General features: G+C 69.6%; 11 protein-coding genes. 5 read left to right on the top strand and 6 right to left on the bottom strand.

Annotation, left to right across the window (positions count from 1 at the left end; all coding sequences use genetic code 11):
• The first annotated feature begins 121 nt into the window (after positions 1 to 121).
• The 5 genes from JXZ78_RS10365 to JXZ78_RS10345 all read left to right on the top strand — a co-directional run bounded on the left by JXZ78_RS10365 (position 122) and on the right by JXZ78_RS10345 (position 4131).
• On the top strand, positions 122 to 820 hold the full coding sequence (locus JXZ78_RS10365; RefSeq protein ID WP_030017045.1) for a class E sortase: 699 nt from the start codon (positions 122 to 124) through the stop codon (positions 818 to 820).
• A 93-nt stretch (positions 821 to 913) separates the two neighbouring features.
• The gene (locus JXZ78_RS10360) at positions 914 to 1090 is read left to right on the top strand and encodes a hypothetical protein (protein WP_030017044.1); all 177 of its coding nucleotides are present in this window, start codon (positions 914 to 916) and stop codon (positions 1088 to 1090) included.
• Positions 1087 to 1737, top strand: a complete 651-nt coding sequence (locus JXZ78_RS10355; RefSeq protein ID WP_030017043.1) for an aminodeoxychorismate/anthranilate synthase component II — start codon at positions 1087 to 1089, stop codon at positions 1735 to 1737. The genes JXZ78_RS10360 and JXZ78_RS10355 overlap by 4 nt, the downstream gene beginning before the upstream one ends.
• 239 nt (positions 1738 to 1976) lie before the next feature.
• On the top strand, positions 1977 to 3359 hold the full coding sequence (locus tag JXZ78_RS10350; RefSeq protein WP_425274945.1) for a class E sortase: 1383 nt from the start codon (positions 1977 to 1979) through the stop codon (positions 3357 to 3359).
• A 25-nt stretch (positions 3360 to 3384) separates the two neighbouring features.
• Positions 3385 to 4131: a class E sortase gene (locus tag JXZ78_RS10345; protein WP_030017041.1), complete on the top strand. Its 747-nt coding sequence runs from the start codon at positions 3385 to 3387 to the stop codon at positions 4129 to 4131.
• A 131-nt stretch (positions 4132 to 4262) separates the two neighbouring features.
• On the opposite strand, the gene pknB is transcribed toward JXZ78_RS10345, so the two are convergent.
• The 6 genes from pknB to JXZ78_RS10315 all read right to left on the bottom strand — a co-directional run bounded on the left by pknB (position 4263) and on the right by JXZ78_RS10315 (position 12362).
• Positions 4263 to 6278: a Stk1 family PASTA domain-containing Ser/Thr kinase gene (pknB, locus tag JXZ78_RS10340; protein ID WP_030017040.1), complete on the bottom strand. Its 2016-nt coding sequence runs from the start codon at positions 6276 to 6278 to the stop codon at positions 4263 to 4265.
• Between the two features lie 146 nt (positions 6279 to 6424).
• A complete protein-coding gene (locus JXZ78_RS10335; RefSeq protein ID WP_030017039.1) occupies positions 6425 to 7894 on the bottom strand; it encodes a peptidoglycan D,D-transpeptidase FtsI family protein in 1470 nt (489 codons plus the stop codon).
• Positions 7891 to 9288: an FtsW/RodA/SpoVE family cell cycle protein gene (locus JXZ78_RS10330; protein WP_030017038.1), complete on the bottom strand. Its 1398-nt coding sequence runs from the start codon at positions 9286 to 9288 to the stop codon at positions 7891 to 7893. The genes JXZ78_RS10335 and JXZ78_RS10330 overlap by 4 nt, the downstream gene beginning before the upstream one ends.
• 23 nt (positions 9289 to 9311) lie before the next feature.
• Positions 9312 to 10814 (bottom strand): PP2C family protein-serine/threonine phosphatase, encoded by a 1503-nt coding sequence (locus JXZ78_RS10325; protein ID WP_030017037.1) that lies wholly within the window; start codon positions 10812 to 10814, stop codon positions 9312 to 9314.
• A 128-nt stretch (positions 10815 to 10942) separates the two neighbouring features.
• Entirely contained in the window at positions 10943 to 11470 is a 528-nt protein-coding gene (locus JXZ78_RS10320; protein WP_030017036.1) for an FHA domain-containing protein FhaB/FipA, read from the bottom strand.
• A gap of 10 nt (positions 11471 to 11480) precedes the next feature.
• On the bottom strand, positions 11481 to 12362 hold the full coding sequence (locus JXZ78_RS10315) for an FHA domain-containing protein (RefSeq protein ID WP_030017035.1): 882 nt from the start codon (positions 12360 to 12362) through the stop codon (positions 11481 to 11483).
• Positions 12363 to 12751: the final 389 nt, after the last annotated feature.

Below are 12751 nucleotides of genomic sequence, written 5' to 3'. Positions count from 1 at the left end.
GCGCCGGCGGCCGGGGAGGGGGCGGTCCGCGATGACGGCACGGTCCAGGGGGGCGGCGCGGTCCAGGGCGGCGCGGCCCGGGGCGGAAGGCAGGGCCGGCCGGGGCCGGCGGCCCGTCACGGTGGCGCGGCTGGTCGTACGGACGTTCAGCGAGGTGTGCGTCACCGTCGGCACGCTGATCGTGCTGTTCGTGGTGTACGTCCTGTTCTGGACCGGCGTACGGGCCGACAGCGCGATGGACGGTGAGATCGGCGCACTCCAGGACCGGTGGTCCACCGGCCCGCTCGCCACCGCGTCCCCGGACGGTGCCGCCGGGCAGCCCGGCGGAACCGGAAAGCGACCGCGGTACGAGAACGGCAAGTCCTTCGCCGTGATGTACATCCCGCGGTTCGGCGCCGACTGGAGCAAGCCCGTACTGGAGGGCACCGGGACGGACGTCCTGAAGAAGGGGCTGGGCCACTACGACCGCACCGCGCGGCTCGGCGGGACGGGCAACTTCGCGGTCGCCGGGCACCGCCGCACCTACGGTGACCCGTTCAAGGACTTCCCCGAACTGCGGCCGGGCGACGCGGTGGTGCTCACGGACGGCACGACCTGGTACACATACCGGATCGACCGGCGCCCCTACACGACGGTGCCCACCGACATCGGGGTGATCGACCCCGTACCGCGCAAATCGGGATACAACGGGCCGGGCCGGTACCTCACGCTGACGACCTGCGAGCCGGAGTGGGGCCACAGTCACCGGCTGATCGTCTGGGCACACCTGGATTCCACCCAACCCGTGGAGCGCGGAAGGCCGTCGGCTTTGACCGGCTGACCCCCCGGCCGCCGCCCTCGCCCTTTAGTCTGGTGGGGCGATCGACATCGATCGACACGGTCATCGTCATCGGCAAGTAGGGGCAGCGACAGCATGTACGGCTGGATCTGGCGGCATCTGCCGGGCAACGCATGGGTGAGGGCGCTGATCTCCCTCGTGCTGGTGCTGGCGATCGTCTATGTGCTCTTCCAGTACGTCTTCCCGTGGGCGGAGCCGCTGCTCCCCTTCAACGACGTCACGGTCGACCGAGGGATGGGAGCCGTCCGATGACCGCGAGGATTCTTGTCGTCGACAACTACGACAGCTTCGTTTTCAACCTCGTCCAGTACCTCTACCAACTCGGGGCCGAGTGCGAGGTGCTGCGCAACGACGAGGTCGAGCTGCGGCATGCTCAGGACGGCTTCGACGGCGTACTGCTCTCTCCCGGCCCCGGCGCCCCCGAGCAGGCGGGTGTCTGTGTCGACATGGTCCGGCACTGCGCCGACACGGGCGTGCCGGTCTTCGGGGTCTGCCTCGGGTTGCAGTCGATGGCGGTCGCCTACGGCGGTGTGGTGGGCCGGGCCCCCGAGCTGCTGCACGGCAAGACCTCGCTGGTCTCCCACGAGGGCGCGGGCGTCTTCAAGGGCCTGCCCACCCCCTTCACCGCCACCCGCTACCACTCCCTGGCCGTACAGCCCGGCACCGTCCCCGACGAGATGGTGGTCACCGCCTGGACGGGCGACGACGCCGAGACCGGCGTGGCGATGGGGCTGCGGCACCGTGAACTTCCCGTCGAAGGCGTCCAGTTCCACCCCGAGTCGGTCCTGACCGAGTGGGGCCACCGGATGCTCGCCAACTGGCTGGTGGAGTGCGGCGACTCCGGTGCGGTGGAGCGTTCGGCGGGGCTCGCCCCGGTGGTCGGCAAGGTTGGCGCGTGACTGACCTCCGCCGCGGGCGCGAGGGAAGGTCCTACGACCCGTCGCGTGACGCCGACGGCCCGTACGACCGTGAGGCGTTCGAGGCGGCCGTCGGGCAGCTGGACGACCCGCTGACGGACCCGCTCCCCGGCCGTCCGCCGGCACGGGAACCGGGACCGGGGCGACCGGGCTCCGAGCGGGACGAGCGTGCGCAGCCGGAGCGGCCCGGCCGGTCGGAGCGAGGGCAGACTGCTCAGCCGGTGCGGCCCGCACAGCCGGTGCAGTCTCCGCAGGCCGGGCAGCCCGCCTCCGGGCGGAGCGGTTCTCCGTGGTTCCGGCCGCATCAGGCTCCGGTGGCGCCCCCTGCGCAGCAGCAGGGGCAGAACACGGGCCACGGGCAAGGACAGGGGCAGGGACAGGGCCAGAGCCAGGCTCACGGCCAGGAACAGGGCCGCGCGATATCCGGTCCGGACCGTTCCCCGGCGTCCGGGTCCATGCCCGCACCAGGGTCCATGCCCGCACCAGGGCCCACGCCTGTGCAAGCGCCCGCACCGAGCCCCGAGCCCGCGCCGGACCCGTTCCTGAACCCGGTCCTGGACCCGCCGTACGTACCGGGCCCGGTCGGTGCTCCGGTCGGTACTGCCGACCCGGATCCCGCCTTCGACGCCGAGACCATGGCGCTCCGTCAGGCCACGGAAGCAGGCGTCGCGCACGGCGGGCCGGACGTTGTTTCACGTGAAACCGAGCCCGAAGCCCCGGCCTCCGACGCGTCGGCCTCGACGCCACCGGCGACCGGGGGCCGTGCCGCACGCCGTAAAGCCGCTCAGGAGGCCGCCAAACGCGGTAACAGGCGCGCACGGCGTGGTTCCCATTCGGGCGGTACGGACGCCTCCTCCTCGGCCGCTGAGGCGCCATCGGTGCCCATGACCCGGCTGGAGGCCCGTCGCGCCGAGCGGGCCGGCAAGGAGAGTCCGGGCACCGTCATCAGCCGCGCCGTGGGCGAGGTGTTCATCACCCTCGGCGTGCTGATGCTGCTCTTCGTCACCTACCAGCTGTGGTGGACGAACGTCCTGGCGCACCAGCAGGCCGGCGGCACCGCCAGCAACCTGGAGCACGAGTGGGACGAGGGCGGCGAGGACCGCAAGCCCGACGCCTTCTCGGCCGGCCAGGGCTTCGCCATCATGTACATCCCCAAGCTGGACGTGAAGGTCCCGATCGCCGAGGGCATCGACAAGCCCGCGGTGCTGGACCGCGGCATGGTCGGCCACTACGACAAGAACAGCGTGAAGACCGCGATGCCCTGGGACAAGCAGGGCAACTTCGCGGTGGCCGGCCACCGCAACACGCACGGTGAGCCGTTCCGCTACATCAACAAGCTCACCAAGGGCGACAAGATCGTCGTCGAGACGCGCAGCACGTACTACACGTACACGATGGAGAGCATCCTGCCGCAGACCTCGCCCCGGGACATCGCGGTGCTCGATCCGGTGCCGAGGCGATCCGGGTTCACCCGCCCCGGCCGCTACCTCACGCTGACGACCTGCACGCCCGAATTCACCAGTACCTACCGGATGATCGTCTGGGGCAAGATGGTCGAGGAGCGGCCGCGGAGCAAGGGCAAGCCGGATGCGCTCGTCAGCTGAGCGAATGTAAGAGGGGTACCACGCGGTGACTGCCACCGGACACGACGAGGACACCGGCCCGGCGGCGGAGCCGCCGGCGTCCACGCCGCCGCGCCGCCTGCGCGGGCGCATCGCCGCCGTCGTCAGCGTCGTCGGAGAACTGCTGATCACGGCGGGGCTGATCCTGGCCCTCTTCGTCGTCTACTCGCTGTGGTGGACGAACGTCCTCGCCGACCGCGAGGCGCACAAGCAGGGCGACACGGTGCGCAAGAACTGGGCACAGGCCCCGAAGGGCCCCGGCGCGCTCGACACCAAGGACGGCATCGGCTTCCTGCACGTCCCGGCGATGAAGAACGGCGAGGTGCTCGTCAAGAAGGGCATCGACCCCGACGTCCTGAACGAGGGCGTCGCCGGCTACTACACCGAGCCCGTCAAGTCGGCCCTTCCGCAGGACAAGAAGGGCAACTTCTCGCTCGCCGCGCACCGCGACGGGCACGGCGCGAAGTTCCACAACATCGACAAGCTCAAGGACGGCGATCCGATCGTCTTCGAGTCCAAGGACACCTGGTACATCTACAAGGTCTACGCGTCCTTGGACGAGACCTCGAAGTACAACGTCGACGTCCTGGACGACGTCCCCAAGGAGTCCGGCAAGCGCAAGCCGGGCCGCTACATCACGCTCACGACCTGCACGCCGGTCTACACCTCCACGTACCGCTACATCGTCTGGGGCGAGCTGGAGCGCACCGAGAAGGTCGACGCCCGGCGCACCCCGCCGAAGGAACTGCGCTGAGGCCGGGACCGGCCCCACGGCCGGTCCCGCCCCGACGACCCGTAGCGGCCACGGCGGACAGCCCCGCCCACGGCAAAGCCCCGGCCCCCCAGAAGGGCGCCGGGGCTTTCCCGTACTCCGACGGTGACCCGTCAGTGCCTGTTGTGCCGTCCCCACCAACCGCCTATGACGCCACCGTCGTCACCGCTGTCGCCGTCACCACCGTCCCCGCTGGGACCGCCCATCGTGGTGAGCGTCACCGTCGTGGAGCCGGGGGCCGACGGGGTGTTGGGCTGCGGGTCCTGGGTGATCACGCGGGCCTTGTCGTCCTGCGAGCTGCCGCCCGCGAACTGGATGTTCGTGAAGCCGGCGTCCTGCAAGGCCTTCTTGGCGTCCTTGACGGACTGGCCGACGACGGTGGGCACCGGCTTCTGCTCGGCGGCCTTGCCGACGGTCAGCGTGATCGTGGACCCGTTCCGGGCCTGCGAGTTGCCGCCCGGGGACTGCGCGGTGACCTTGCCGACCTGGTTCGGGTCGGAGACCTCCTGCTCGTTCTTGCCGACCTGGAAACCGAGGTCGGTGAGCTGCTTCTGCGCGGTGTTGAAGTCCTGCCCGGTCACCGGCGGCACCGTCGTCGTGGGCGACTTCTTGGCGACCACCAGCGTGATCTTGGTCTTCTTGGTGCCCTCGCTCTGGCCCTTGGGGTCCTGGTCGACGACCGTGCCCTCCGGGCGTTCCGAGACCCGCTCGGTCTTCTGGACGTCCTCGAAGCCCTTGTTCTTCAGGTCGTCCTTCGCCTTGTCGAAGGTCAGGCCCGTGACATCGGGGATGGTGACCTTCTCCGGCCCGGTGCACAGCGTCACCGTCACCGTGCCGTCCTTGGCGACCGTCCCGCCGACGGCCGGTTCCTGCTTGGTGATCTGGTCCTTCTCGACGTTCTCGCAGGCCGTGCTGCCGCCCTTGGAGACCTTGAAGCCGCCGTTGACGCCGGCCGACTTGGCCTGTTCCAGGGTCTTCCCGGTCAGCTCCGGCACCTTGACGTCGTTGCTGGTGTTCGTGTTGTTGAACATCGCCTTGCCGATGAAGATCGCACCGGCCAGGACGAGGACGCCCGCGACGACGAGCATGATCGTGGAGGTGTGCTTCTTCTTCTGGCCGCCACCGCCGCGGCGCCGGTCGGGCCGCTCGTCGTAGCCGTAACCGCCGTCGTCCGGGTTCATCGGCGGCAGCATCGACGTCTGGCCGGCCGGGTCCTGCGGACGCAGCATCGCCGTCGGCTGGTCCTGGTCGTAGCCGACCGCGCCGAGGGCGGCGGTGGCCGCGACCGGCTGCCCGTCGAGGGCCGCCTCGATGTCGGCGCGCATCTCGTCCGCCGACTGGTAGCGGTAGTCCGGGTCCTTGACCAGCGCCTTGAGGACGATGGCGTCCATCTCCGGCGTGATCTCGGGGTCGAAGTTGCTCGGCGGCTGCGGTTCTTCCCGTACGTGCTGGTAGGCCACGGCGACGGGCGAGTCGCCGACGAAGGGCGGCCGAACGGTGAGCAGTTCGTAGAGCAGGCAGCCGGTCGAGTACAGGTCGGAGCGGGCGTCGACCTGCTCGCCCTTGGCCTGCTCGGGCGAGAGGTACTGCGCCGTGCCGATGACCGCGGCGGTCTGCGTCATCGTCATACCGGCGTCGCCCATCGCCCGGGCGATGCCGAAGTCCATGACCTTCACCTGGCCGGTGCGGGTCAGCATGACGTTGGCCGGCTTGATGTCGCGGTGGACGATGCCGGCCCGGTGGGAGTACTCCAGCGCCTGGAGCACGCCGATGGTCATCTCCAGCGACCGTTCGGGCAGCAGCTTGCGGCCGGAGTGCAGCAGCTCACGCAGGGTGGAGCCGTCGACGTACTCCATGACGATGTACGGGATGGAGACGCCGTCGACGTAGTCCTCGCCGGTGTCGTACACCGCGACGATCGACGGATGGTTCAGCGAGGCGGCCGACTGGGCCTCACGGCGGAACCGGGCCTGGAAGGACGGGTCGCGGGCGAGGTCCACGCGCAGCGTCTTCACAGCGACGGTGCGGCCCAGGCGGGTGTCGTGGGCGAGGTAGACCTCGGCCATGCCACCGCGGCCGAGCACCGAGCCCAGCTCGTACCGGCCGCCGAGGCGACGCGGCTCTTCCATAAGCTTCTCCAGCCCTCTCCGTCAGTCCCGACCGCACCCGTGTGTGGTCCGGCGGTGTGCTGTTCGGGCATACCGTACCCGGCACGCCGTGCGGGGCCCGGTCGCGACCGGCACCTGATATCCGACCGGTATTGGCGTGACCGGGGTCACTTCTTGCCGTCGAGTACCGCCTCCATGACCTTCTTGGCGATGGGGGCGGCCAGCTTGCCGCCCGCGATGTCGCCGCGGAGCGTGTCCGAGCCCTCGATCACGACGGCGACGGCCACCGGCGTTCCCTTGGAGGTCTTGGCGTAGGAGATGAACCAGGCGTACGGGTTGTCCTTGTTGTTCTCGCCGTGCTGGGCGGTGCCGGTCTTGCCGCCGACGGTGACCCCGTCGATCTGGCCGTTGGTGCCGGTGCCGTTCTTGACGACACCCTCCATCATCTCCTGGAGCTTCTGGGCGTTCTCCGGCTTGAGCGGCTGGCTCATCGCCTCCGGCGTGTGCTGCTGCACGACGTTGAGGTTGGGGGCCACCAGCTGGTCGACCATGTACGGCTTCATCAGCTTGCCGCCGTTGGCGATGGCCGCGGTGACCATGGCCATCTGCAGCGGGGTGGCGCGGTTGGACGCCTGGCCGATGCCGGCCATCGCGTTCTGCGGCCGGTTGTCGGTCGGGTAGACGCTCTCGGCGGCCCGTACCGGGGTGTCGACCTCAGGGTCGTTGTAGCCGAACTTCTCGGCCTCGGCCTTCATCTTCTTGTTGCCGAGGTCGGCGCTGATCTTGCCGAAGACGGTGTTGCAGGACCAGCGCAGCGCTTCCTTGAGGCTGGCGTTCTCGCAGGGGATGTTGCCCTCGTTGTTCAGCGGCTGGTGCGCGGTGTCCGGCAGGTACCAGGGCAGCGGCGAGTCGGTCTTGGCGTTGATGTCGGTGTAGAGGCCGTTCTCCAGCGCCGCGGCGGCGGTGACGACCTTGAAGGTGGAGCCCGGCGGGTAGGTCTGGCGCAGCGCCCGGTTGAGCATCGGGTCGTCCGGGTTGTTCTTCTTCAGCAGCCCGTTGTACGCCTTGGCGTCCTTGTCGGACATGCCGGCGAAGGTGGAGGGGTCGTACGACGGGGTGCTGGCCAGCGCCAGGATCGCGCCGGTCTCCGGGTTGATCGCGGCGACCGCGCCCTTGCTCTTGCCCAGGCCCTCGTAGGCGGCCTTCTGCGCCTTGGCGTTCAGGGTGGTGACGACGTCGCCGCCCTTTTGCTTGTCGCCGGTGAACATGTCGACCGTACGGCTGAAGAAGAGCTTGTCGTCGGTTCCGGACAGGATGCTGTCGTTGAGCTTTTCGAGCTGGTTGGAGCCGAACGCCTGGGACGCGTAGCCGGTGACCGGCGCCCACATCGGGCCGTCCTTGTAGGTCCGCTTGTACTTGAAGTCGCCGCTCTCGTTGGTGGTCGAGCCGGTGACGGCCTTGCCATCGACGATGATGTTGCCGCGCGGCTGGCTGTAGCGCTCGATGGCCACGCGCCGGTTGTGCGTGTCGTTCTTCAGCTCGTCGGCCTGGACGAACTGCACCCAGTTGACGCGGATGAGCAGGGAGAGAACCAGCAGGCCGCAGAAGATGGCAACGCGGCGCAGAGGCTTGTTCACGGGCGGACCACCTGGGTCATCTCGGCGTCGGTCGAGGGCGCGGGGGCCGGGGCGGGACGACGGGCGGTGTCGCTGATGCGCAGCAGGATCGCGACCAGGGCCCAGTTCGCGATGACGGAGGAGCCGCCCTGTGCGAGGAACGGCATCGTCATGCCGGTCAGCGGGATCAGGCCGGTGACACCGCCGGCGACGACGAAGACCTGGAGGGCGAAGGCGCCGGACAGACCGATGGCGAGGAGCTTGCCGAACGGGTCGCGGGCGGCCAGTGCCGTACGGATGCCGCGCTCGATGAGCAGGCCGTACAGCAGCAGGACCGCCATCACGCCGGCGAGTCCGGCTTCCTCGCCGACGGTGGCGAGGATGTAGTCGCTCTTGGGCGCGATGCCGCCGATCAGGCGGGAGTAGCCCTGGCCGAGGCCGGAGCCGAGGATGCCGCCGGAGCCGAAGGAGTACATGGCCTGGGCGGTCTCGGTGACGCCGCCGTTGATCAGCTGTAGGGGGTTGAGCCAGTTCTGCACCCGCTCCTGCACGTGCGACTCGAAGGTGGCCACCGCGACCGCGCCGCCGGCGCTGAGCAGCAGGCCGAAGACGATCCAGCTGGTCCGCTCGGTGGCCACGTACAGCATGATCACGAACAGGCCGAAGAACAGCAGGGACGTACCGAGGTCGGTCTCGAAGACCAGGATCATCAGGCTCAGCGCCCAGATGACCAGGATCGGGCCGAGGTCGCGGCCGCGCGGCAGGTACAGGCCCATGAAGCGGCGGCTGGCCAGCGCCAGCGCGTCCCGTTTGACCATGAGATAGCCCGCGAAGAAGATCGCGATGACGATCTTGGCGAACTCACCGGGCTGCAGCGAACCGACACCGGGGATGGTGATCCAGATGCGGGCGCCGAACTTGGCCGGGAAGAAGATCGGGGCGATCAGCAGGACCAGCGCGACGACCATCGAGATGTAGGTGTAGCGCTGCAGGACGCGGTGGTCCTTCAGGAAGATCAGCACGCCGAGGAAGAGGGCGACGCCGAGCGTCGACCACATCAGCTGTCCGGGCGCCATCGCGCCGCCCAGCTGCTTGGTGGTGATCTGCGGTTCCTGGTCCAGGCGCCAGATGAAGACCAGGCCGAGACCGTTGAGAAGGGTCGCGATGGGCAGCATCAGCGGGTCGGCGTACGGCGCCCACTTGCGGACGACGAGGTGGGTGATGCCGGCCAGCAGGCCGAGGCCGAGGGCGTAGCCGAGTACGCCGGCCGGGACCGAGCCTTCCTTGGCCAGGCCCACGTTGATGTACGCGAACACCGCGATGAGGACCGCGAAGACGAGCATGGCCAGCTCGGTGTTGCGGCGGCTCGGGGCACCGATCGTGCCCACGGTGGTCGTGGTGGTGGTACTGCTCATCAGTTCTACGGCCCCCTACGCCCTCACTGCTGGGTGCTGCAATTCTTTTCCAGCTTCTGCTGCTCCTCGGAGGGGGGCGTCTGGCTGGTGGTGGGTGTGGGTTTCGGAGTCGCCTGGGGCGCGCCGGGCTTGCCGGGCTTGTTGCTCTTTCGGGCGTCTTTCTCGGCCTTCTTACGGGCCGCCTCGCGCTCCGCCGTCTCCCGCGTCTCCTTCGAGCGGCAGGCGTTGGCCTGCTTGCCCAGCTCGGTGACCTTGTCGATCGCCTGGTTGCGGCTGTCGACGGCGATGGTCTCCTTGACCTGGTTGCGCTGGTAGACGGGGAGGTACTTGAGTTCGATCTCCGGATGGTCCTCGTCGACGTTGTTGAGCTTGATCCAGGCGAGATCCTGGCTGATGCCCTGGTACAGCGCGACGTGGTCGTCCTTGGCGCCGACGAAGTACTGCGTCTGCGTCCAGCGGTAGCCCGCGTACAGACCGCCGCCGACCACGGCCAGCGCCAGCACGATGATCAGCGAACGCTTGATCCACCGGCCCCGGCCGCGCTCCGGCTTGAGGAACTCCTCGTCCGTGAACGCGCCGAACGAGCCCTGCGGCGGGCCCGTGACGCCGTTGTCGCCGCTGCCCGGCGGGCCGAAGGAGCCGCCCGGCGCGCTCTGCGGCGTGTCCCGGTGGCGGCCCAGTTCGGCGGCGCGGGCGGCCGGCGTCTGCATCGTGCTGGGGTCGCTGAGCTGGTTCTGGTTCTCGGCGACGGCACCGACGACGACCGGGGTGTCGTTGAGGTGACCCGCGAGGGTGTCACCGGCGTCGACGTCCAGGACGTCGGCGACGATGCAGGTGATGTTGTCCGGGCCGCCGCCGCGCAGCGCCAGCTGGATCAGTTCCTGCACCGTCTCGTGCGGGCCGTGGTAGCTGGCGAGGGTGTCTTCGAGGGTCTGGTGGCTGACCACGCCGGACAGGCCGTCCGAGCAGATCAGGTAGCGGTCACCGGCCCGTACCTCGCGGATGGACAGGTCGGGCTCGACGTGGTCGCCGCTGCCCAGCGCGCGCATCAGCAGGGAGCGCTGCGGGTGGGTGGTGGCTTCCTCCTCGGTGATCCGGCCCTCGTCGACGAGCCGCTGCACCCAGGTGTGGTCCTGCGTGATCTGCGTCAGGACGCCGTCGCGCAGCAGGTAGGCGCGGGAGTCGCCGACGTGGACGAGGCCGAGCCGCTGCCCGGTCCACAGCAGGGCGGTCAGGGTCGTGCCCATGCCCTCCAGCTGCGGGTCCTCCTCGACCATGACGCGCAGCTGGTCGTTGGCGCGCTGGACGGCCGTACCGAGGGAGGTGAGGATGTCGGAGCCGGGGACGTCGTCGTCGAGCTGGACGAGGGTGGAGATCACCTCGGAGGAGGCGACCTCGCCCGCGGCCTGGCCGCCCATGCCGTCGGCGATGGCGAGCAGGCGCGGGCCGGCGTAACCGGAGTCCTCGTTGCCCTCCCGGATCATGCCCTTGTGCGATCCGGCGGCGAAGCGCAGTGACAGACTCATACGCACCTCGCCCGTCGGCTCGGGGTACATCCGCACGGTGCCCACCCTCCGGTCGGGAGCACGCTCGGGTCCGTCGAGTGGACCGCCGCGGCTCGCTCGCTCCGCTCGCGCTCTTTCATGACGTAGCACTACTTCCGCAGCTCGATGACGGTCTTGCCGATGCGGATCGGGGCGCCCAGCGGAATCGGTGTCGGGGTCGTCAGTCGGGTCCGGTCGAGATACGTGCCGTTGGTGGACCCGAGATCCTCGACGATCCACTGGCCGTCACGGTCCGGGTAGATCCTGGCATGCCGGCTGGAGGCGTAGTCGTCGTCCAGCACGATCGTGGAGTCGTGCGCGCGTCCCAGGGAGATGGTCTGGCCCTGGAGGGCGACGGTCGTCCCCGTCAACGTGCCCTCGGAGACCACCAGCTTCGTGGGGGCCCCGCGGCGCTGACGGTTGTTGCCGCGGCCGCCTTCCTGGCGGCGCTGCTGCGGCGGAGCGGCCTGCTGGCGCTGCTGCGAACGCGCCTCCTGGCCGCCGCGCCGGGCGGCGCCGCGCTGTGTGACACGCGTGCCGAACAGATCGCTGCGGATGACCTGTACGGCCACGATGACGAACAGCCACAGTACGGCGAGGAAACCCAACCGCATGACCGTGAGGGTCAGCTCTGACATTGCCCCCGCTTCACCCTTCGGCTTGCCGGTAAACGATGGTGGTACTGCCCACGACGATCCGCGAGCCGTCGCGGAGCGTAGCGCGGGTGGTGTGCTGCCCGTCTACCACGATGCCGTTGGTAGAACCCAGATCCTGGATGGTCGCAGGCGTTCCGACGCGGATCTCGCAGTGCCGGCGGGAGACTCCCGGGTCGTCGATCCGTACGTCGGCGTCGGTGCTGCGGCCCAGGACGAGGGTCGACCGGGAGATCTGGTGTCGGTTGCCGTTGATCTCGATCCAGCGTCGCGTCGGCGCGCTCCGCTCCGCCCCGCCCCGGCCCTGGTACCAGCTGTCGGAGGCCGCGCCCGGCTGCGCACCGGCGCCGGGCATCCCCGGGCGGGGCGCGGGCTGGGCGGCACCGGGCGGCGAGGTGGGCATGGGGGGCGGGCCCACATGACCGCCGGGGCCGGACGGGCTGTTCCGGGGCGCGGTGGGGCGCTGGGCCGCGGCGGCGGCTCCCGGATGCTCCTGGGACGTGCTGGACGCGAGGGTGCGGCTGCGGACGCGGTACAGGCCGGTGTCGAGGTCGTCGGCCTTCTCCAGGTGCACCTTGATCGGGCCCATGAAGGTGTAGCGCTGCTGCTTGGCGTAGTCGCGGACCATGCCGGAGAGCTCGTCTCCGAGCTGGCCGCTGTACGGGCTGAGCCGCTCGTAGTCGGGGGTGCTCAGTTCGACGATGAAGTCGTTGGGGACGACCGTGCGGTCGCGGTTCCAGATGGTGGCGTTGTTGTCGCACTCGCGCTGGAGCGCGCCGGCGATCTCAACGGGCTGCACCTCGGACTTGAACACCTTGGCGAAGGTGCCGTTGACGAGACCTTCGAGACGCTGCTCGAAGCGCTTCAGTACTCCCACGGGGGCACCTCCTTCCTCAGTCTTCGTCAGGTCGGTCTTCGACAGGGTCGTCCTGATACTGCTTACTGATCGTATCCACGCGCCGGGAAATCGGCTGGTTCCCCTTTCCCGTCGTGAGGACGAGTGTCGCCCCTCACAAGGTTGCTCGCTGCTGCTTGCTGGTGCGTCACTCCGGCGTAACCGCGATGGGGCCGCGGTGCCGCCATGGTGAAACCCGCTGTGTCACCGGCCGCCGGGGCGGGCCCCGGCACCGCGATGGCTTCGCGATGAGACCGCGCCGGCGTTGCGATGGCACTGCGATCGTAGATGTGCCCCACTCACAGTGTCCCGCAACCGCCGGGTTCGCCGACCGGGTGGGGCGGCGAGGCGGGGGCGGATGCGGGCGGGGG

The sequence above is a fragment of the Streptomyces monomycini genome (genome assembly GCF_022271435.1).
GTDB lineage: Bacteria > Actinomycetota > Actinomycetes > Streptomycetales > Streptomycetaceae > Streptomyces > Streptomyces monomycini.
This window is presented reverse-complemented; position numbering and strand designations above follow the sequence as displayed.

Bases quoted from the DNA above. Each gene is read 5' to 3' on its own strand.
- JXZ78_RS10360 (WP_030017044.1), top strand. From the start codon at position 914: ATGTACGGCTGGATCTGGCGGCATCTGCCGGGCAACGCATGGGTGAGG.
- JXZ78_RS10355 (WP_030017043.1), top strand. From the start codon at position 1,087: ATGACCGCGAGGATTCTTGTCGTCGACAACTACGACAGCTTCGTTTTC.
- pknB (WP_030017040.1), bottom strand. From the start codon at position 6,278: ATGGAAGAGCCGCGTCGCCTCGGCGGCCGGTACGAGCTGGGCTCGGTG.
- JXZ78_RS10330 (WP_030017038.1), bottom strand. From the start codon at position 9,288: ATGAGCAGTACCACCACCACGACCACCGTGGGCACGATCGGTGCCCCG.
- JXZ78_RS10325 (WP_030017037.1), bottom strand. From the start codon at position 10,814: ATGAGTCTGTCACTGCGCTTCGCCGCCGGATCGCACAAGGGCATGATC.
- JXZ78_RS10320 (WP_030017036.1), bottom strand. From the start codon at position 11,470: ATGTCAGAGCTGACCCTCACGGTCATGCGGTTGGGTTTCCTCGCCGTA.